Source organism: Alkalibaculum sporogenes (assembly GCF_009362815.1).
GTDB lineage: Bacteria > Bacillota > Clostridia > Eubacteriales > Alkalibacteraceae > Alkalibaculum_A > Alkalibaculum_A sporogenes.
The window spans coordinates 63,162-83,576 of record NZ_WHNX01000015.1; the positions used below are offsets into that span (position 1 = coordinate 63,162).

The window sequence follows — 20,415 nt, forward strand, 5'->3', positions numbered from 1 at the left end:
TAATACCGCAAAACAAACGACAAGTAGGTGGTGGTGTGGAAGATCAACTAAAAGAAGTTAGAAATAAAGCAAAGATCGAGTACATAAAAGGCACTAAGCAGAAAGACATATGTAATCTGCTTGATATACCATTCAACACCCTACAAAGCTGGATAAAGCGTGGAGGTTGGAAGGAAGAAAAGAAATTAAAAAATAGTGCACAAAAAAAAGAAAATAGTGCACTAAAAAAAATAGGTGCGCCAATTGGAAATATGAACGCTAAAGGTAATAAAGGCGGCTCCCCTGCTCCTGGTAATAAGAATGCAGAGAAACATGGATTCTTTTCTAAGTACCTCCCCCAGGACACTCTTGATCTCATAAATGGGATTGAAACTATGAATCCTTTGGACATTCTTTGGGGGAATATACAGATTCAGTATGCTGCTATTATTCGGGCGCAGAAGATCATGTATGTTGAGGACCAGGAAGATGTAACCACTACACAAATAGCAAAAGGCTACAGTGATTCTGGCAGTAGTGAAAAATGGGAAGTGCAGCAAGCCTGGGATAAGCATGCGACTTTCTTAAATGCACAGTCTCGAGCAATGAAAACAATAGAAGGCATGATTAAGCAATATGACGGGCTTTGTAAGTCCGATTTAGCTACTGAGGAACAAAGATTAAGGATTGATAAGTTGAAAGTAGAGATAGACGCATTGAAGGGTGAAAAGAAAGATACATCACTCATGGACGCATTAATAGAGGGGCGAAAGAAATATGAAGAAGGTAATTAGTTTTTCGCCTAAACAATTAGAATGCATATATCGCCCTTACGATTACACCTTTGACGTACTAGAGGGGACACCCAGATCTGGGAAGACAACCGCTGCACACTTTAGGTATGCCGACTACCTAATTGGGTCTAGAGACCAAAATCATTTAGTGAGTGCCTATAACCAAGAACAAGCCTTTCGGCTTTTTATAGATGGTGACGGCACAGGACTAATGCATATATTCGATGGTTATTGTGATGTTAAGCATGATGAGCACGGCGATCACTTGCTAATACATACTCCCCTTGGAAAAAAGAAAGTGTACTACAAAGGTGGAGCAAAGGTAAATAGTGTTGGAGCTATCACAGGAATGTCCTTAGGATCAGTAATGTTTTGTGAAATCAACTTATTACATATGGATTTTATCCAGGAATGTTTCAGAAGGACCTTTGCCGCGCAGGATAGGTACTTCTTAGCAGATCTTAACCCTCCCTCCCCTAATCATCCAGTCATCAAGGATGTATTTGGCATTCAGAATACAAGATGGACGCATTGGACAATGAAAGACAATCCAATTATCACAGAAGAAAGAAAGTTAGAAATCTATAATACGTTAAAAAACTCAAAGTATCTCCTTGAACGAGACTGGCATGGTAACAGAGTATTGCCGGCAGGTGTTATATATTCAATGCTTGATATGAATAAGCATGTTAAGCAAACTCTTTTAGGAAATCCTTACGAAATGTATTTTTCTGCTGATGGCGGTCAATCTGATGCGACATCTTGCAGCTGCAATATCGTTACTAACTACGAAAAGAAATTCAGACTAAACCGTGTAGCAAATTATTATCATTCGGGTAAAGACACAGGTCAAACAAAGGCGATGAGCGTATATGCAAGAGAAATAAAAATATTTGTGCAATGGTGCAGAGATAAATACGAAATGAACTTTAGTGAATTCTTCGTTGATCCAGCTTGCAAGTCTTTACGCGAGGAACTGCATTTAGTCGGGATACAAACAAGACCTGCAGACAATAACGGACATGACATAAAGGGCAGTTTAAAAGGCATTGAAGTCGGGATTGAAAGGTTACAAAATTCAATCGATAGCGAACAATTTTTATTAGTGGATAATGACAAATATAGCCACTACGATTTTATACAAGAGGTCGGCATGTATTGCAGAGACGATAATGGTAAACCGGTCGATGCTTACAATCATAGTCTTGATGAAGCACGCTATGCAAACAATTATTTTTATCGAAGATATGTACTATAAGGCGGTGAATTCATGTTTAAAAATATAATCTCTAAGGTAAGGGGGTTGCTCTATAAAATGGGTCTAATTAAAGGGATTAAGAAAATAACTCAACATAAAAATATAATTGCCGATGATGAGTTTTATGATCGCATGAATATTTGGCATGTATTGTATAAAGGATATTATGAAGAATGGCATAAAGTAAAATATCATACAATTGAGAGCGGTGAGCAGACTAGGCGAATGCACACGCTTAATATGCCTAAAGTCTTATCTGAGGAAATGGCCAAACTTATATTTAACGAAAAATGCGAGATCAATATATCTGATGGAGGGCTCAAGGAAAAGATAGACAAAGTTTTAAAAGATAATAAGTTTTATCATCAATTCCAGAGGTATTTAGAGTACATGTTTGCTCTAGGTGGCATGGCTATAAAAGTTTATGCTGATGAAAATGATAAAATTTGCATTGGTTTTGTCTCAGCAGATTGTTTTATCCCGATAAGACAAAACAACTCAGATATCCAAGAGGGCTTATTTGTGAATCAATCTAAAAAAGCCATGAACGGTAAAAATATATATTACACTCTTTTAGAGTGGCACACATGGGAGAATGGAGATTACGTTATCTCTAATGAGCTTTATAAAAGTGAGATGTGCGGAGAAATAGGATATAAAACAAGTCTCGCTGAGTTATATCCTAGCTTGGCTGAGACCGTAACTATTAAGGATATAAAACGACCTTTGTTTATCTATTCTAAGCCTAATGTTGCGAATAACTTTGATACCCAATCACCGCTTGGTATCTCTATATATGCAAATTGTCTTGATACCATAAAGGCGTTGGACGTAGCTTTTGATAGTTTTATGCGTGAATTTAAATTAGGGAAAAAGAGAATAATAGTCCCCCAGTCAGCAGTTAAAACTGTTATTGACCCGATTACTGGTTCACCACGAAGGTATTTTGACGCAAACGATGAGGTATATGAGGCTCTTAACTTTGAAATGGATTCAACAGCTAAAAATATTCAAGATATATCAGTGGAATTAAGAGTAGAAGAACATATATCTGCAATACAAGCCTTTTTAGATATTTTGTCTATGCAAGTAGGCTTTAGCGCTGGCACCTTTACATTTGACGGTAAAGGAGTTAAAACAGCAACAGAAGTTATAAGTGAAAATTCTAAAACATTTAGAACGATGACTAGCCATGAGTCTCTCGTAGAAGAAGCTATAAGAGATTTAGTCCGTGCAATAGTTGATGTAGCAGCTCTTTATAAGATATTCACAGTAACCGAGGATTTTGAAGTAAACGTTGATTTTGACGATAGTATTATTGAGGACACAGAAGCCGTTGCTAAGAGAGCTATGCTTGAACTAAACAGTGGGATTATTGATAAGGTAATATACTATCAAAGAGTTTATAAATACACAAAAGAGCAAGCAGTCGACCTAGTAGCAGAAATTGAAGCACGCTCCCCTCCTCCTGACGAAGGTGATTTTATACCCGGAGGTGACGGTGATGAATAGTGCTTAGTAATAAAGAAATCCAATCCTTAAGTGAAGACATTATACGGTTATACGTGGCCATAGAAGATGATCTCCTGGTTAACGTGGCTAAACGCTTTGAGTTAGCCGATGAGGTAACACCTGAAACTGTAGGCGCCTGGCAAGTGAAAAAGCTAGAACAACTAGGAGCATTACGCAAAGAGAACTTAAAGGCATTATCAAAGAGAAGTAAGTTAACCTTAAAGCAAATAACACGCATTATCACAGATGCAGGATTTAAGGCATTACAATTTGACGAACAAATATATAATGCTGCTTACTCTGCAGGTCTTTTAGTTAGCATGCCGGTACCAATGAAGACATCTCCGGCTTTAAACCAAATACTTAAAGGTGCAATTGATAATACCAGGAAGTACTTTAACCTCATCAATACTACAGCCTTAGAGAGTGCTCAAGATGGCTTTTTAGAGATTATCAACCAGGTATATCTAGAAACTTCCTTGGGAATTACAGACTACAATGCGGCAATCAAAAAAGGGGTTAGGAACTTATCTGACAAAGGCATCACCGGAGCAACTTACAAGAGTGCTGCAGGTAGAAAAACACGTAATCATATTGACACAGCTATTAGACGTTGTATTGTGACAAGCACATCTCAAGCTGCAGGACAAATGCAAATCCAGCGTGCAAAAGAATGGGGATCTAATTTAGTTGAGGCTACAAGCCATATGGGATCTCGCCCTGATCATGCAAAGTGGCAAGGCAAGATTTACAGTTTAGTTGGCGAGACAAAAGAATATCCTAATCTAGTTAAAGTAACAGGCTATGGTACTGTTACTGGCTTAAAGGGTGCTAACTGTGATCATGACTTCTATCCGTTTTTTGAAGGCATAAGTGAACAGACCTACAAGCCTTACAATCTCAGAGAAAACGAAAAGGTATATAAGCAAAGTCAACAACAAGGAAAGCTTGAAAGAGATGTAAGAAAGCAGAAACGACGCATCTTAACAGCTGAACAAATTGGAGATACAGATAATAAACTTAAAGCGCAGTTGAAACTCAAAGAAAAAGAAGCTCAACTTAAAGCGTTTACCAAGAAGACTGGCAGAACTCAAAGGACAAATAGGCAACAGGTTCAGGACTTTGGCCATAGCGAAGCTGGTAAGGCAGTATGGGCTGGAAGGAAAGTTGATTTTCTTAAGAATGATGCTATAATAAAAGCACAAAGTAATTTACCAAAACGTGTATATCTACCTGATGAAAAATTAAAACATACTATTGATGTAAGCATTGAAAAAGGCAAAGCATTATTAAGCAATGGACTCTCCGGTGTGGTTCCCATGAATTCCACATTATCGGATGTCTATGTAATGGCTGGTAAGAATACAAGCGTACCAATTAGAGACCTAAAACGCCTATATAGTACCTATGGATATAGTCCGCAAAACTGGCAAAAAAAATCTGGAAAATCCAAGGGTGCAAATTACGAATATGTTGTTCATTGGTATGAAAATAATGGATTTGTTCCTGTAGATGAAATGAAATTGAAAGGAGTTGGAACCGCAAAATGAAAGTTAAATATATAGGACCCGATATTGGGATTGATGGCTTGTTTAATGATAATATTTATGAAGTTTTAGGAATTGACGAATTAACTGGAATGTTACGAATTATTGATGAAAGCGGTGAAGACTACTTATACTCACCTAAAGAACCGAAATCAATAGCCAGTGAATATAAAGGCGGTAAATTTGAGATCGTTGAAGATAAAAGCGAACAACTGAAACAAGCAATATTTAATTAAGCCACTCTTAACTGTAAATGTGAGGGTGGTTTTTTAATGCTTATTATTAATAACTTGGAGGTGATCTCTTATCTTCCTCAAGACTTGGGTTAAAGTCTTATTTTTATGCCCTAAGCAAGGCTTTAAAAGGTTTATTTTTATTGGCTCTGATTTAGTATTTACGGAGCATAAACGTAAAGAACCCTAACAGGTACAAACCTGTATAAAAATGTATGGAGGTTATAGAAAATGGAATGGATAAAAGCAATAATGAAGAAACACATAAAGGCAGATGGTACAGTCGACATGGAAGCGGCAATGAAAGAGATTGATATAGAATCTCCAAAACATGCTGTGCCAAAGACAGCGTTCTTAGACATTGACAAGCAACTAAAAGAAGCATCAACAACAATCAAAGAAAGAGATGTACAAATTAGTGAGCTGACAAAAGTGGACCCTGAGAAACTTCAAGAAACCATCAACACTTTGCAAGCTGATAACAAGAAAAAAGACGATGACTACAAATCACAATTAAAAGAGTTAAAAATTTCAAATGCAATCAAACTGGCCATTGCTGACAAAGCACAAGATGCAGATCTAGTAGCAGGATTATTTGACAAAGAAAAACTTGTGCTTGATGGTGACAAAATTGTGGGACTAGATGATCAATTGAAAGGCCTTCAGGAATCAAAGAGCTTTCTATTCAAACAAGATGATACACAAACAGAAAGTAAACCTACATTTTCACAGGCTAATTTTCAAAAGCAACCGGCTGCTGATCAAGACGTATGGAATGCTGCGTTTGCACCGCCAAGCGTAGGTAATGAAAAATAATAATAAAATAGGAGATGATTTAATTGGCAACTTTAAATTACGCACAACAATATTTACAAGCACTACAACAAAGATTCGCAACGGGATTAAGATTTAATGATCTATACAATACCCCAAACAATCAAACTATCAAATTCGTAAATGCAAAAACAATTCAGATTCCACGTATTGACGTATCTGGAATGGTAGACGTTAATAGGGATGCTGTAGGGTCATTTACAAGAGCGGTAGACAACGATTATGAGACTAAGACACTAGGACATGATCGTGAGTTTAGGACTTTAGTAGACCCTGTGGACATTGACGAAGCAAACATGGCTATCTCAATAGCTAACATCACAAGAGTATTCAATGACGAGCAAAAGATCCCTGAAATTGATAAATACATGGCATCTAAGCTTTTTTCTGAATTTGTTGATTTTGGAGGAACCGTTGATGAAACCGTACCATCGGAAGCTAACATTTTGGCTATCTATGACTCCATGATGGAAGAGATGGACGACGCGGAAGTACCTCAAGAAGGTAGGATCCTTTACGTGACATCAGGAATAAATAAAATCTTAAAAAATGCGCAGGAAATGTCCAGGTATATAAGGGTAGATCAAAACACCAACAACATTAATAGAAACGTAAGGTCACTTGATGATGTAAAAATTGAACTTGTTCCATCTGTTCGAATGAAATCAGTGTATGATTTTACAGTAGGCGCTGTAGCAGATGCATCTGCCGTACAAGTCAACATGATTTTAGTACACCCAATGTCCTTGATCGCTCCAATGAAGTATGAATTTGTGTCGCTAGACCCGCCATCTGCTACCACTGGTGGTAAATACTTGTACTACGAAAGATCATACTGGGACGTATTCTTGATCGAGAGAAAGGTCAATGGTGTGAAAATTAATGCCGCAGCAGCAGTTATTTAAGGGAGAGAATTATTTTTCTCTCTTTAATTTATTTTAGGAGGTAACAAATTATGATAAAAGTAAAAAAAGGCAATAAGGTTGTGCAGGTACAAGAATCTGTATTGCCTTATTATTTGAAAAATGGATTTGATCAAATCGACAAAGAAGGCAAGATTATTGAACGTGCTACCGGGGGAAAGAACGTATCTGTAGCAGAATATAATAAGGCACTAGATGCAATTAAACAGCTTAATGTAGAAAACAAAAGTTTAAAATCTGACAATAAATTGAAAGATATGAAGTCTAAAGTCAAAGAACTTGAAAATATCAAGAAAGAACTTGTTGATGAAAATAAAAAAATAAGTGAAGAGCTAGAAAAAACAAAGATAGAAGCCAAGTAGGACGGTGGTATAAATGACTTATATAGATAAAGCCTACTTCGAAGAATACTCAGATATGGTCATTGACGATGACGAATTTGGCGTCTTATCAAAACGATCTGAGGATATTATAAATAGTCTGACTGGAGATTTGCAGGGGGTAGAGTTTATTTCCCTCCCCTCTTCCTTTCAAGAGAAAGTAAAAAAAGCTACAGCTGCACAAGTTGAGACATTGTACCTGCAGGGCGGTACTGAATCAATGGTAGGTGGAAACATTTCAGGCGCATCAATAGGTAAGTTTAGCTATAATACAGGTGGTTCTCAAAGTAATATGCCTGTCTCCCCTCTTATCTCTATGTATTTAGGGCGCACAGGACTCTTATACCAAGGAGTGACTGTAATATGAGACCAATACCCAAGAAAGTACTAATTCATGATGCTTCCCACAAATATGACGGAACAAAAGATACTTGGGGAAATATAACTTACCCTAATACAAGAGATCTAAAGAGAGTAAGAATCGAACCTACCTCAAAACGTGTACTAAGCAAAGACAATACAGAGGTACAGCTTAATAGCCTTATGTTTTATGATTGTGTGAATAGCAAGCCTGTAGGCGTGACATTTGAAATTGGAGATGCGATTGTCTTTGGAGGTGCCACTTACATAGTTGTGTCACCAGATCCGTTATATGACAACTCGAAAATTCATCACTATGAGATAGGACTGGTGTAGATGGGAGTTACGGTTACTTTTAACAAGCAAGCGGTAAAGGCAAGAATAAGTACCGCAACTGAAAAAGGTACTTACATCTTAGCGAATGAACTACTTAAAGACTCAAATTACTATGCCCGGGAAGACTCGGGTGAATTAATCAGATCTAGTATTAGAGCGAGCAATATAAAAAAAGGTACTCTTATATGGGATACTCCCTACGCAAAAAAAATGTATTACGTTGGGAGCCCTTCACGAGATAAGAATCCTAATGCTAGCACTCTATGGGCGCAAAAGGCAGCGGATGAAAACAAAGAAAAGTACTTAAGAATAGTACAAAAAGTAATGGATAACGAGGTGTAATTATGTATGAAGATATTTTAAACTCTGTATTAAGTCTATTGAGTGATTATACGATTTCCATAGGGTCATTGCCTCCCAATAACGGAATAGCAATGTACATTGGTTCAGGTGCTCAAGATACTATGTTTCTAAATAAAGGATCTGAAAACAATATATCCTTAGTGGTCAATGCTAAAAACTCTAATCATTCAATATGCCTTGAAAGTTTATCAAACATACATAGCCACCTCACTAAGCTAAAGGACTATCCTAATAGTGATACATTCCAGATTTTAAACATTAGAACGAGTTCGGCACCTAGCTGGATAGGGAAAGAACAAAATAGTCAACACCTTTATGGATCAATCCTAGAGGTATCATTTTATGTTAAGGGAGTGAATTAGATGAAACTTGGATTAAATTATAAAAACGTATTAGAAATGAACATAACTCCAAAAGAGGCTTCTCCTACATGGGCACGAGTGGGCGAAGGATTTGCTAATGTAACAGAGGCGTTAAACGAGGTACTTTATCAAGCTAGCTATTTGAACAACGCTGGATGGGGATCAACGGAAGTTACCGGCGGTCAATATATCGCAACCTTAACAGGCGTTAGAGCATATGGAGACCTAGCTCAGGATTATATCTTTAGCCATGCAGTTATGTTTGCGTTTGGTGAAGCAAGAAAAACAACTTTTAGAGTTACGAGAGATAATCAAACAGTATTGGAGTGGGACGTTACTCTTGCTAATATTACCGATGGCGGTGGCGACAGCCAACAGCCAAGTGCAATTACAGTAGCCATCCACGGAAATGGAGAACCTAGAGTGCTTACTGATGCATTATTAGGTAGCCTTACTGTAGTATCTGTAGCCGGGGCTATTGCAGGCGATACTGCAATTTATGTAAACCCAGTTAAAGGAGCTTCAAACAGTTACAAATACAAGAGTGCTCCTGGTGTAGCCTTACCATTGTTTGATGAAGTACTTACCACAGGCTGGACTGAATGGAACGGTGCAGATGAGATTACGTCAACTACAGGATATCAAATTGTAATAGTAGAGGTTGAAACATCTACAAATAAAGCTAAAAAAGCAGGTATTGCAACTATAACTACCGCTTAGGAGGAATAAAAATGAGAGAACTCAAAAGAAGTTCCAAAGTCGTTGAAGAAATCAAGTTAGGGGATAAGACATTAAAAATCAATCTTAATTTTGATGATATTTTAAACAATTACCGAAAAACACAACTTGAGATAGTAAAAGCTGAGCAAGAGGTTAGAAGATTGCAAACAGAAGGTGTGCAGAAAGAAAAACTTAGCGAGTCAATTACCATATATGGTGAATCGATCATTGCTATGTTTAAACTGGTATTTGGCGAAGAGAACACAGCTGACATACTTGAATTTTACGAAGACAACTATACAGAGATGGCCCAAGAGGTCATCCCATTTATAACAGAAGTAATATCTCCTAAAATTCAAGAGGTTGCAAAAGAGAGAAAGAGCAAATTGAAGCAGAAATATAAACCTAATAGGAAGTTTGGAAGATGATCGCCTACCCTACTGTAAGTGGTTTCAAAGCTTATGGTAAAAATATTAAGCTCAATCTTTCATTCGATAGAGTCCTCCGGGTGTTTGATCTATTAAAAGAGGATATAGACGAAATAGACAAGTTAGAACTATCACTAGATATTTTAATTAAAAACTATTGGAATATAAAAAGTCTGTCATATCCAAAGAAGGTTAAGATACGAGAGATCATATTCAATGAGTATATCTCCCCTGGTAAAAAGTCCTCTTCTAAAGACGAAAAAGTATTAGATTTTAAGCAAGATGCTAGTTATATCTACTCATCATTTATGCTTGATTATGGGATAGACCTTACAGAGCAACAAGGGAAACTTGATTGGCGAAAGTTTATCGCTTTATTCCAAGGCTTGTCTCCAAACACTAAAATAGTTGAAGTTATCGGTATTAGATCTAGAGAGATACCGGCACCTAACAAGCATAACCAAAAGGAAATTGAAGCCTTACTTAAAGCAAAAGCTTATTACGCTTTAGAAATGACAGAAGAAGAAAGAGAAGATCAATTCCAACGAGGTTTAGACAAATTAGTAAATGCCTTAGAACAGAGGGCGGTGAGTCAAAATGCAAAAGGTTAAATGTCCTTATTGTGGGCAGACCTTATTATTTGCAAGGACAGCAGATATCGAAGTAAAGTGCCAAAGATGTAAGAAAGTAATAGAAATCAAAATCAAGGAACAGAGCGAGCCACACGTCAAGTAGTGAGCCAATGCCTGTCTTTTTTTTATAAAAGGCAGGTGAAATAATTGTCTGACGGTAAAGTAATAGTTGAAGCAAGAGTTGTCGATGATAAAGTTGACAAGGACCTCAATCAAATTGAAAAGAAATTAAAAGACAGTGGCAAAGACATGAGTGAAGAAGCCAAGAAATCCGGTGGTAAAATTGGCGAGTCTTTGTCAGGTGCTATTGCTGATAAATTTGGAGCTGGCGCAAGTAAAATTGAGTCCGTGGCTAGTAGTATGGGCCTAAAAGTTGGCGCTGGTGCTTTAGTAGCAGGTGCAGCTGTAGCAGGAATTGGTATAGCCGCTGTTAATGTCGCAGCTGATATGGATAAAGCCATGGGCGGTTATATTGCTGCAACTGGTAAAGGTGTGGAAGAAACTGAAAGGTACCAAGACGTATTAGAAGATATATATGGTAATAACTATGGTGACAGTTTTGAAGATATAGCAGGATCAATGGCACTTGTTACTCAACAAATGGGTGATATGGATGATGCTAGCCTACAGAAAATAACCGAAAGTGCCTACCTGCTTAGAGACACTTTTGATATGGATATACAAGAATCTTTACGTGGTGCTAACTCTATGATGAAAGAGTTTGGTCTAGGTGGAGAGGAAGCATATAACCTTATCGCTCAAGGTGCTCAAAACGGATTAAACCAAAATCAAGATCTAGCAGATCAATTAGCTGAATACAGTGTTTACTATGCTGATATGGGATTTAGTGCTGAGGAAATGTTTAACGCTATGGCCAATGGTATTGAGACTGGTGCTTATCAAGTTGATTATCTGAATGATGCAATGAAAGAGTTTGGTATCAGGTCAAAAGACGGCAGTAAAGCAAGCATGGAAGCGTTTGACGCTCTAGGGCTAAATGCCGATGATATGACAAAGAAATTTGCACAAGGTGGCGAAGGAGCAAAAGAAGCTTTTAACCAGGTATCTGAAGCTCTTATTGGTGTAGATGATCAGGTTCTCCAGAATCAGATAGGAGTATCTTTATTTGGTACAAAATGGGAAGACTTAGGTGTTGACGCAATAAAAGCTTTAACTGATACAGATGGAGCGATTGATAGTACAAAAGATAAATTAGGCGAAATGGAAGAGGTTAAGTACGATAATTTAGGAGATATGTTCCAAGCCTTAAAAAGAAGCGTAGAATTACTCCTATTGCCTTTAGGTGAGGCTTTGATGCCTATATTACTAGATTTAATCGACGTAGTACTCCCTTTGTTCCAGGACGTCCTTGCTCCTATCATTGAAGCTTTTTCTATGCTACTAGAACCTATTATGCTATTAGTGGATGCTTTATTGCCTCCTCTGATTGAGATGTTCACGTCGCTCATGGAACCGTTAATGTTATTACTAGAGGAGATCATAACTCCATTAATTGACGTTTTAATGCTGTTGCTAGAACCTATTTTTGTCCTTGTTGATGAGCTATTGCCGATATTAAATGAACTGTTCACTGCACTAATAGAACCACTAACCGAACTGTTTAGCTCAATAATCCCTCCGGTTATGGAAGTATTGACAGCTCTGATTGATAACGCTATATCCCCTTTAATAGATATCATTAAAGGTAATTTAATACCGATCATAAAAACTTTACTGAATGTATTTACAGCCGTATTTGGAGGGGTCGCAGACGTCGTAGGAATTGCAATCGACACAGTAATGGACATCATGGGTGAGATTATAGAGTTTATCGTAAATGTATTTACTGGCAACTGGAAGGGTGCTTGGAAGAACATTGCTAATATATTCAAGAGTTATTTCGGCGGGATCGGTAATATATTCAAAGGAATTATAAACACTGTTATAGACGCCATAAATGCTTTTACGAAAAGTCTTGGTAAGATAGATATACCTGACTGGGTACCAAGCATTGGCGGTAAAACTCTTGCAATCCCGGCTATCCCCCGTTTAAAAGTAGGTATGGATTATGTACCTAGCGACGACTTCCCGGCTTTTTTACATAAAGGTGAAGCAGTCTTAACGGCCAGTGAAGCGGAAATATACAGGTCACTCGGTGGTAATCTAGGTAATTTATCAGGTATGAGCAACAATAACAGTGTATATGACAATAGTTCCGTAACCACTAATGATTTTAGTGGTATTTTTGACGGTGCAAATTTTTACGTACGAGATGATCAGGATATAACAAAAATAGCAAGAGAGTTAAATGACTTATTAAAAACAACGGCTAGAGGCAAGGGGGTTAAGCGGTGATAACGTTAGATGATACATATAGATTTGAAGAAGACTTTGGATTACAGGCCTTAATAGAACATCAAAATCCAATTATCCCAGAGATTTCACCTAAGACGATAAAGATACCAAGCGTTCCAGGGTTACAAGATTTTGGTGTAGAGCTAGGTACCAAACCTTTTTTAATTACCTTAGATGTAATTGAATCCGATCCTATAGAGTTGCAACGGAAACTAACTGATTTTGTTGCTTTTTTATTTGATCAATACGGACAACCTCGAAGCATTAAAGCTGTATTAGATTATGAACCTGATAAATTTTTCATGATAAAGGTTAATTCAACCGTTACACCACAAAGAATGATTAGTGTTAGTCAGTTTACACTCCCCTTTATTGCCTATGATCCTCTTAAGTATTCAACTGTTTATGCGGATGAAATTATGTGGGGCAGTGAAGTTTTGACATTTGAGTCTCATTATTTATTAGGACATGAGGGTACTGCAGGCGCAGTAAACATAACAGAGCCACAAATAATTGATGTAACTGTAGTCGGTTTAGCTGTAAAACCTGTCATTGAAATTACAGGAAGTGCTACTAGTCTTGTTATAAGTGCAAATAGCTATTCTATAACCTTCCCTACCTTCAACAATGTTAGTTGGATTATAGATTGTGAAAAGTATTCAGTTCTCAAAAATAGTATTAATGCTTTTGACGAAGTTGATTTAAAAGATTTCATATTGTTTCGTGGAATTAATCACGTATCAATAACAGGGAGTGAAATAGATGTTGATCTACGGATTAAATACAGAGATAAATACATGTAAAGAGGTGCAGGATGGCAAATTTAATAGACGTAAACGATAGTCTTAATCAAGGTAGGGTTAAACTAAATACAGCGATAGTGCAGTCTGAGGATGCAATTAATAAGTCTACGACTGCTTTATCAAACTCAGAAAGCACACAAGAGCAACTAAATCAAGTTGTCATCGACGGCGATTCCTCAGTAGAAGCAGCACAAGCAAGAGTCAATTCAGATAATACTGTTTCATATTCTACTTTAAAAGAAAGATTAGATACTGAACATGATGCAGTCACGTCGAATTTGACACAAATTTCAACGAATTTGGTAGAGATTACAACAAAAATAATTGGGGAAGTAAATGTTAAATCATATGAACATTTAAAAGTTGGTGATGATTGGACACTAGCTTTTGACCAATTGATTTTAGATACTCCTGAAGGGTATAAAGTTAGATTCCCTACAGACACATATCATGGACACTTTATATCTAATAAATCTTTTTACTTAGACCTTCAAGACTCAATCATAATACCTACTGATATATTGAAACCTGTAATTAAATTTGAAGGGGCAGTTGAAAGTTTACCTAGGAATGTAACAGGTAACCCAGTATACGGAGACACAAGTTTTATTATAAATGATGTAACAGGGTTAGCTATTGATGATATTGGTTACATTGTTGACGCAACTGTTCGACCTAGTGATGGGACAACAGATATTAATGTTGAATTGGTAAAAATTAAATCAATAAATACTACAACAAAATCAATCACAGTTTATGACATGATTCGTTCCCACCAAACTACAGGACCTGTTCGGTTTTACAAAGTAGATAGTGTTATTAAAAATCCAAAAGTAAAAAATTTGCATGGTGTAATAGAAATGAATCACAATTTACCTTTTGTTTGGTTTTATGGTTGTGAAAATGCTATTGCTGACAACATATTAGGAACAAATACATTAGGACATTGTGTTAGATTCGAGAACTGTTACAATTTTATTTCCAATAATATAAGAATTGAACATCCACAAGGTATTGGGAGTGGCGAAGGTTATGGAATTTGTGCATTAGATTCTCGAAATGGTTACATAGAGAAATCTTATGGTAACGGTAGTAGACATGTCGTTGATATTAATTCGGCGTATACTGTTACAATAAAAGATGTGAAAGAAGTGGACAGTAAAAGCACCCCCGTTGTACTAGCTCACAATGGGTTTGGGGGTAATATTAGCCTTGATACTCTTGACTGTGTTTGTGATACTTATGCTGTTGTATATTCTGGACAAGGTATTACCGATTTTGACACACAAATTGCACATGATATAAAAATTAAAAATATCACACAAATAGTTCCAACTAAGAAAGCAAACGAATTTAATATTTCAGTTTATATCCAAGCTGATTATGATAATGTAATAATCGATAATGTTAAAACAAAATACATCGATACAAGTGTTGCCCCAACGGGTAACTCTAAGGTTGTAAGGCTTACAGGTAATCAACGTGGAACACTTGAAATAACAAATATAAAAGCAAATCATATAGGTATATTAGTTGAATTTGCTAGGAGAAGTACGTTTGGCTTACAAGATTATTTATTTAAGTTAAATGGTTTGCAGGCAGAAACAGTTCACACCATAGCATTATTACGGGGTATCAATAGTGTAGATATTGATAATGTGTCATCAATAAATGCACCAATTAATGCTATGTTTGAGATATCAGATTTAGCTAATGTTGTTCCATTTAGGGTAACAATTGGAAGAAATATTCATACACAAGGTAAAATAATGACTTACAGTGGCTTACCGTTAGCCGGTTTAAGAGGGATGGCAGATAAATTGAACAATGGATCAACCTCCGGTGTCATGATTACAGATGGAACAACATTAACTATGGATAAAATTCTTACATCTGGTGAGTATATAACATTAATTGCTCCTGTGGGCGCAGATGCTACATTAAACAGTTTAATCCCTTTTGAAGCTCCTGTTTGGTTAGGGCAAGAAATGGTTTTAATCGTTAATAATTTAGGCGACATAGGGACAAGAGGGAATGTAATTATTCCTAGTGGTTCAACCACTTATGCTGACACGGGGGTTACCACTACTTTAACAAAAGGCAATGCTTACAAGTTTAAAGGTTACAATGGCAAATGGAGAAAAATATTATAGTATTAAAACTCAAAGAGACTTCTCACGAGGTCTTTTTTTAAATACCAAAAGGAGGGTTATGATATATGATACTAGTAAAAAATAAAACCTTAAACAACATAGGCATCCTAGAAAATGCCTATGATCAATCAGTAAAGAGGACAGTCAACGAGCTTTGGCAAGCCTCTTTTTCTTTACCCAAAAGCGACCCAAAGAATGAGTTATGCAGCCACTTAAACTTTATAGACATCACAGGAGATAGTGGCAGGTATTACGGTCTATACCGCATCATGCCAACAAGCACAACAAAGAACGAATCTACCGATAGTATTACATACACTTGTGAACACGTATTAGCAACACTCCTGGACGACGTCATGGATGGATACCACCAATACACGAATTACACAACTAGACAAGTTTTGGAGTACATTTTAAGTCTCCAGGAAGCACCCCACTGGGTATTAGGTCAAGTAGATTTTACCAGGTACTTTCATTATAGTTTTGAAAATGAAAATGGCTTACTCGCTCCCCTACTCTCAATACCTAAACCGTTCAATGAGGCGTATGAGTTTACCTTTGACACTCAAGTTTATCCTTGGGTACTTAATCTGAAAAGTGTTAGTGATAAAGTTAAATCAGAGATTCGCTGGGGCAAGGATATGATTGATTTTAGCGAGGTATCTGACCCAACCGATATAGTTAACTACATAATCCCAAAAGGCTCAGGAGAAGGCGTTAATCAAGTTACAATAGCGAGTGTCAATGGTGGGCTCAAGTACTTGAAGGATGATGAGTCAATCGCCAAATGGGGCAAGATGTCATACATTTGGATTGATCAAAGGTTCGAAGATGCCGAAAGCTTAAAAGCAAATGCACAATCCTTACTAGATCAGTGGAAAGAACCTAAAGTGTCATTTGAAATTGATAGTGCTGATCTATCTATTAAGCCTGAGTATTCACACGAAAGAAAAGTACTAAACGGAATTACTAGAATCATAGTTGAGGATAAGGAATACCTGGCCAGAATTGTTGGCGATAACATTGCAGATCTATCCAGGGAGTTTGAGGTTAAGTATCAGATTAATAATAAACTAGACGATATTGCAACAACGCAAGCTGATCTAGAACGTAAGCAACAGGTCAATGAAGCTTATTCACAAGGGGCAACTAATATAATGAACTTTGGATACCAGGATAATTGCGATAGCGACCACCCTGCAATCTTGCCGATTTACGTTGATGATGACGTAGTAAATATTAATACGTGCGAGTTGACTTTTAGGACTAAAAAATTTAGAGCATATTCAAAATCAATAGAAGGCGGAGGTGCTACGGTAAAATCAACAAGTGCAGGCGGAGGTACAAATACAAGTACAGAAAGCGGTGGAGGTGCAACAGAAACAACTACAGTCAAAAATTTTACTAGCTTAACCCTAGTAAGTGACATTCCAAGCGTTCCCGATTACAACACTCACAAGCACGAGTCAATTCTATATGGAGACCGGATTGAACATGACCACAATGTAATAATTCCGTCTCATTCTCATAATTTTACGGTGGCGACTCACTCTCACGAATTTACATTAGAAGATCATACCCACGGTATTTTGTATGGGATATACGAGCTCGACGAATTGCCCGAAATTGTTACTGTCAAGGTTGACGGGAATACAGTAACAATTAACAGTACCTCTGAGAATAGATTGAATTTAATAGATTATCTAGACAAAGATTCTAATGGAAAAGTTACGAGGGGTAGACATGAAGTTGAAATTTTACCTAGTGATTTGGCTAGAATTGAAGCAGATGTTATATTGAGAGTGTTTATACAAAGCAGACTTGGGGGAAATTATTAATAACCGTTTAATTTATCCTTATTATGGTATATTATATATCTATAGGAGGGATGAATTTGAAACGTATATTATTAATCATCTTCTTTGTAGTACTATTTACAAGTGGATGTGGCGTGTCCGAATCGGAGAAAGAAAAAATAAAAGAAGAAGTTAAAGCAGAAATAAAACAGGAAGAGCAAGCAGAAATAGAGAGTGCTAAAGAACTAGGAGACATTATCATAGAGAGAGGTAGAAAGGAAGATACAGACGGAAACTTTATACCTACAATTATAACTGAAAATAGCGAAGGGGCACAAAAAAGAATAATTGTTGACGAAGAGACCTATGAAAAAGCATTTGACATCGAGTATATTGACTCATCGAAATACGAAGAATTTAAAGAGTAGACCGCCTACTCTTTTTTTATTACAGAAATACAGAAGCAATAGCACCTTAAAGGGTGCTTTTTTAATACAAAATATAAATGAGAGGAGAAATTTATGGATTATTTACTTAATATAAAAGCAGGAGTTTTGACAACAATTGGTATAGCAGGAAGCATGTTTTTACAGAAGTTAGGGGGATGGGATATGGCTTTGCAAACATTAGTTTTTTTCATGGTCATTGATTATCTCACCGGATTAGTTGTTGCAGGAGTTTTCAATAATAGCACAAAAACAGTTAATGGAAAACTTGAATCAAGAGCAGGATTTAAAGGGTTATTTCGTAAAGGTATGACTCTTTTAATCGTCTTTGTAGCAGCTCAACTTGACCTATTAACAGGCACGCAATTTATACGGAACGCAGTAATAATTGCATATGTAGTCAATGAGGCGATAAGTATCGTCGAAAATGCCGGTTATATGGGGATAGATATACCTGCACCACTATCTAAGGCGATTGAATCCCTAAATAATAAAGAAGTTAAAGGTACAGGAATAATAGAAACAGAGGATGCATTATCGAAAGTTATAGATGCTATTAATAAGCCGGAGGGAGAATAATAATGGGATATATAATAGATATTAGTCACCACCAGGTACCAAGTAAAATTAATTACGATAAGTTGGCCAAAGAAGTAGTGCTTGCTATTATCCGTACTCAGTATGGATCTAGAACTTTAGATAGACACTATAAAACGCACCATGCAGAATTTAAAAAACGTGAGATACCTACTGCTGCTTATGCCTGGGTAAGAGGATTTAACATAAAAGATATGGAAAAGGAAGCAACGGATTTCTATAACAGGACCAAAGATTTAGATCCTGTGTTCTGGTTTCTTGACGTAGAAGAAAAATCAATGTCAGACATGAGGTCTGGTATTTCTGCTTATATAAAAAAACTTAGATCCCTAGGTGCTAAAAAAGTTGGAATTTACATTGCTCATCACTTATATAAATCCTTCAATCTTAATCTAGATGAAGCAGATGCCGTTTGGATTCCTCGTTATGGAATCAATAATGGTAAAGTTAATGTTGCTCCTGCTTATGCATGTGACTTACATCAATACACTAGTGTTGGTAAATTGAACGGTTATAGTGGCAATCTAGACCTTAATAGACTTATGAATGGTAAATCATTAGATTATTTCACAGGTAAAAAAGCCGAACCATCAGGAGCAACAGTTACGCCTAAACCTGCACAAACGTCAACCGTGACGATTTATACAGTTAAAAAAGGTGATACATTATCTGAAATCGCGACAAAATATAAAACTACTGTTGCCAAGCTTGCAGATCTTAATGATATTAAGAATGTTAATAAGATATATGTAGGAGAAAAACTAAAGGTACCTGGTAGTAGTACAAACTCCAAACAATCTATTTTGTACATAGTCAAAAGAGGTGATACATTATCTGAAATTGCAACTAAGTATAATACTACTGTATATAAACTTGTTAAGGATAATAATATTAAGAATAGAAATCTTATTTATCCAGGACAAAAAATTAAGATACTTTAAAATGTAGAGGGCGTACTCGAAAATGAGTATACCCTCTTATTTTTTATTTATATTAATGCAGCTGAAACAAAAAAGCAGGTGACACAAACATAGCGTTAGAAAATAAAAACGATACATAGCTAGTATATGGAGTTTCAATAAAAGTGTGCACTAAAAAAGCACAAGTCTTTCAACCCATGCTTTCGTTAATTTTAATCATTCCCACACTATTCCCACTTTAGTTTTGCATTAGGTAGAAAATCATAGGTAAGCATAGGTAAACTGACCTCTTTAAACCCATTGGCACAAGTGAGTTTCGGGAATCATGGGTAAACTTAAGTAAATTTTCTTATGTGCTTTATACGAACCGGGAGATCGCAGGTTCGAATCCTGCAGGGCGCACCAAAAAAAGCTTCCTCTGTTTAAGAGGGAGTTTTTTTTGATGTGTTCTGCGTTTAGGATTCGAACCTCGAGGAGGACGAGGAACGGTGCATTGCATTGTAATATGCTAAATGCATATTACAAAGTGACGAGATTGCGAAGGAGACTATGCGACTGAGCAACTGTCGCCCCGGCGACAACTGCAGGGCGCACCAAAAAAAGCTTCCTCTGTTTAAGAGGGAGTTTTTTTTGATGTGTTCTGCGTTTAGGATTCGAACCTCGAGGAGGACGAGGAACGGTGCA

At 36.7% G+C, this 20,415-nt stretch carries 23 protein-coding genes; all 23 read left to right on the plus strand.

Features of this window, described 5'->3' with window-relative positions:
- Window positions 1-35 precede the first annotated feature (35 nt).
- Window positions 36-773, plus strand: coding sequence for a phage terminase small subunit (terS, locus tag GC105_RS10660; RefSeq protein ID WP_193708383.1), 738 nt, complete (start codon window positions 36-38; stop codon window positions 771-773).
- Window positions 757-2,031, plus strand: coding sequence for a PBSX family phage terminase large subunit (locus tag GC105_RS10665; protein ID WP_152804570.1), 1,275 nt, complete (start codon window positions 757-759; stop codon window positions 2,029-2,031). Before terS ends, GC105_RS10665 begins: the two co-directional genes overlap by 17 nt.
- Window positions 2,032-2,043: 12 nt before the next feature.
- On the plus strand, window positions 2,044-3,543 hold the full coding sequence (locus GC105_RS10670; protein WP_152804572.1) for a phage portal protein: 1,500 nt from the start codon (window positions 2,044-2,046) through the stop codon (window positions 3,541-3,543).
- Window positions 3,543-5,093 carry a phage minor capsid protein gene (locus tag GC105_RS10675; protein WP_152804574.1) on the plus strand — a complete coding sequence of 517 codons (1,551 nt, stop codon included), beginning with the start codon at window positions 3,543-3,545 and terminating at the stop codon, window positions 5,091-5,093. The genes GC105_RS10670 and GC105_RS10675 overlap by 1 nt, the downstream gene beginning before the upstream one ends.
- The gene (locus GC105_RS10680) at window positions 5,090-5,326 is read left to right on the plus strand and encodes a hypothetical protein (RefSeq protein ID WP_152804576.1); all 237 of its coding nucleotides are present in this window, start codon (window positions 5,090-5,092) and stop codon (window positions 5,324-5,326) included. Before GC105_RS10675 ends, GC105_RS10680 begins: the two co-directional genes overlap by 4 nt.
- A 228-nt stretch (window positions 5,327-5,554) precedes the next feature.
- The gene (locus GC105_RS10685) at window positions 5,555-6,139 is read left to right on the plus strand and encodes a phage scaffolding protein (protein WP_152804578.1); all 585 of its coding nucleotides are present in this window, start codon (window positions 5,555-5,557) and stop codon (window positions 6,137-6,139) included.
- Window positions 6,140-6,162: 23 nt separating this feature from the next.
- Window positions 6,163-7,062 carry a capsid protein gene (locus GC105_RS10690; protein WP_152804580.1) on the plus strand — a complete coding sequence of 300 codons (900 nt, stop codon included), beginning with the start codon at window positions 6,163-6,165 and terminating at the stop codon, window positions 7,060-7,062.
- A 50-nt stretch (window positions 7,063-7,112) separates the two neighbouring features.
- Window positions 7,113-7,442, plus strand: a complete 330-nt coding sequence (locus GC105_RS17035) for a hypothetical protein (RefSeq protein WP_207706974.1) — start codon at window positions 7,113-7,115, stop codon at window positions 7,440-7,442.
- Between the two features lie 13 nt (window positions 7,443-7,455).
- Window positions 7,456-7,827 (plus strand): head-tail connector protein, encoded by a 372-nt coding sequence (locus GC105_RS10700; RefSeq protein WP_152804582.1) that lies wholly within the window; start codon window positions 7,456-7,458, stop codon window positions 7,825-7,827.
- Window positions 7,824-8,156 (plus strand): putative minor capsid protein, encoded by a 333-nt coding sequence (locus tag GC105_RS10705; protein WP_152804584.1) that lies wholly within the window; start codon window positions 7,824-7,826, stop codon window positions 8,154-8,156. The genes GC105_RS10700 and GC105_RS10705 overlap by 4 nt, the downstream gene beginning before the upstream one ends.
- The gene (locus GC105_RS10710) at window positions 8,157-8,498 is read left to right on the plus strand and encodes a minor capsid protein (RefSeq protein ID WP_152804585.1); all 342 of its coding nucleotides are present in this window, start codon (window positions 8,157-8,159) and stop codon (window positions 8,496-8,498) included.
- Between the two features lie 2 nt (window positions 8,499-8,500).
- Complete coding sequence (locus GC105_RS10715; protein ID WP_152804587.1) at window positions 8,501-8,881, plus strand: hypothetical protein; 381 nt, start codon at window positions 8,501-8,503, stop codon at window positions 8,879-8,881.
- Window positions 8,882-9,601 (plus strand): phage tail tube protein, encoded by a 720-nt coding sequence (locus tag GC105_RS10720; RefSeq protein WP_152804589.1) that lies wholly within the window; start codon window positions 8,882-8,884, stop codon window positions 9,599-9,601.
- A gap of 11 nt (window positions 9,602-9,612) precedes the next feature.
- Complete coding sequence (locus GC105_RS10725; RefSeq protein WP_152804591.1) at window positions 9,613-10,029, plus strand: hypothetical protein; 417 nt, start codon at window positions 9,613-9,615, stop codon at window positions 10,027-10,029.
- Window positions 10,026-10,640 (plus strand): Gp15 family bacteriophage protein, encoded by a 615-nt coding sequence (locus GC105_RS10730; protein ID WP_152804593.1) that lies wholly within the window; start codon window positions 10,026-10,028, stop codon window positions 10,638-10,640. The genes GC105_RS10725 and GC105_RS10730 overlap by 4 nt, the downstream gene beginning before the upstream one ends.
- Window positions 10,627-10,764, plus strand: a complete 138-nt coding sequence (locus tag GC105_RS17040; RefSeq protein WP_207706975.1) for a Com family DNA-binding transcriptional regulator — start codon at window positions 10,627-10,629, stop codon at window positions 10,762-10,764. Before GC105_RS10730 ends, GC105_RS17040 begins: the two co-directional genes overlap by 14 nt.
- A 44-nt stretch (window positions 10,765-10,808) precedes the next feature.
- Window positions 10,809-13,016, plus strand: coding sequence for a phage tail tape measure protein (locus GC105_RS10735; RefSeq protein ID WP_152804595.1), 2,208 nt, complete (start codon window positions 10,809-10,811; stop codon window positions 13,014-13,016).
- A complete protein-coding gene (locus GC105_RS10740) occupies window positions 13,013-13,819 on the plus strand; it encodes a distal tail protein Dit (protein ID WP_152804597.1) in 807 nt (268 codons plus the stop codon). The genes GC105_RS10735 and GC105_RS10740 overlap by 4 nt, the downstream gene beginning before the upstream one ends.
- An 11-nt stretch (window positions 13,820-13,830) precedes the next feature.
- Entirely contained in the window at window positions 13,831-15,972 is a 2,142-nt protein-coding gene (locus tag GC105_RS10745) for a hypothetical protein (RefSeq protein WP_152804599.1), read from the plus strand.
- Window positions 15,973-16,037: 65 nt separating this feature from the next.
- Window positions 16,038-17,810 (plus strand): phage tail spike protein, encoded by a 1,773-nt coding sequence (locus GC105_RS10750; protein WP_152804601.1) that lies wholly within the window; start codon window positions 16,038-16,040, stop codon window positions 17,808-17,810.
- Window positions 17,811-17,866: 56 nt separating this feature from the next.
- Complete coding sequence (locus tag GC105_RS10755) at window positions 17,867-18,196, plus strand: hypothetical protein (RefSeq protein WP_152804603.1); 330 nt, start codon at window positions 17,867-17,869, stop codon at window positions 18,194-18,196.
- Window positions 18,197-18,289: 93 nt separating this feature from the next.
- Complete coding sequence (locus GC105_RS10760; RefSeq protein ID WP_152804605.1) at window positions 18,290-18,793, plus strand: phage holin family protein; 504 nt, start codon at window positions 18,290-18,292, stop codon at window positions 18,791-18,793.
- Window positions 18,794-18,795: 2 nt separating this feature from the next.
- Window positions 18,796-19,752: a glycoside hydrolase family 25 protein gene (locus GC105_RS10765; protein ID WP_152804608.1), complete on the plus strand. Its 957-nt coding sequence runs from the start codon at window positions 18,796-18,798 to the stop codon at window positions 19,750-19,752.
- Window positions 19,753-20,415: the final 663 nt, after the last annotated feature.

What these genes read in the sequence shown, in the direction of transcription:
- GC105_RS10665 (WP_152804570.1), top strand. Translation starts at nt 757, where the DNA reads ATGAAGAAGGTAATTAGTTTTTCGCCTAAACAATTAGAATGCATATAT.
- GC105_RS10670 (WP_152804572.1), top strand. Translation starts at nt 2,044, where the DNA reads ATGTTTAAAAATATAATCTCTAAGGTAAGGGGGTTGCTCTATAAAATG.
- GC105_RS10680 (WP_152804576.1), top strand. Translation starts at nt 5,090, where the DNA reads ATGAAAGTTAAATATATAGGACCCGATATTGGGATTGATGGCTTGTTT.
- GC105_RS10685 (WP_152804578.1), top strand. Translation starts at nt 5,555, where the DNA reads ATGGAATGGATAAAAGCAATAATGAAGAAACACATAAAGGCAGATGGT.
- GC105_RS17035 (WP_207706974.1), top strand. Translation starts at nt 7,113, where the DNA reads ATGATAAAAGTAAAAAAAGGCAATAAGGTTGTGCAGGTACAAGAATCT.
- GC105_RS10700 (WP_152804582.1), top strand. Translation starts at nt 7,456, where the DNA reads ATGACTTATATAGATAAAGCCTACTTCGAAGAATACTCAGATATGGTC.
- GC105_RS10705 (WP_152804584.1), top strand. Translation starts at nt 7,824, where the DNA reads ATGAGACCAATACCCAAGAAAGTACTAATTCATGATGCTTCCCACAAA.
- GC105_RS10710 (WP_152804585.1), top strand. Translation starts at nt 8,157, where the DNA reads ATGGGAGTTACGGTTACTTTTAACAAGCAAGCGGTAAAGGCAAGAATA.
- GC105_RS10715 (WP_152804587.1), top strand. Translation starts at nt 8,501, where the DNA reads ATGTATGAAGATATTTTAAACTCTGTATTAAGTCTATTGAGTGATTAT.
- GC105_RS10720 (WP_152804589.1), top strand. Translation starts at nt 8,882, where the DNA reads ATGAAACTTGGATTAAATTATAAAAACGTATTAGAAATGAACATAACT.
- GC105_RS10725 (WP_152804591.1), top strand. Translation starts at nt 9,613, where the DNA reads ATGAGAGAACTCAAAAGAAGTTCCAAAGTCGTTGAAGAAATCAAGTTA.
- GC105_RS10730 (WP_152804593.1), top strand. Translation starts at nt 10,026, where the DNA reads ATGATCGCCTACCCTACTGTAAGTGGTTTCAAAGCTTATGGTAAAAAT.
- GC105_RS17040 (WP_207706975.1), top strand. Translation starts at nt 10,627, where the DNA reads ATGCAAAAGGTTAAATGTCCTTATTGTGGGCAGACCTTATTATTTGCA.
- GC105_RS10745 (WP_152804599.1), top strand. Translation starts at nt 13,831, where the DNA reads ATGGCAAATTTAATAGACGTAAACGATAGTCTTAATCAAGGTAGGGTT.
- GC105_RS10750 (WP_152804601.1), top strand. Translation starts at nt 16,038, where the DNA reads ATGATACTAGTAAAAAATAAAACCTTAAACAACATAGGCATCCTAGAA.
- GC105_RS10760 (WP_152804605.1), top strand. Translation starts at nt 18,290, where the DNA reads ATGGATTATTTACTTAATATAAAAGCAGGAGTTTTGACAACAATTGGT.
- GC105_RS10765 (WP_152804608.1), top strand. Translation starts at nt 18,796, where the DNA reads ATGGGATATATAATAGATATTAGTCACCACCAGGTACCAAGTAAAATT.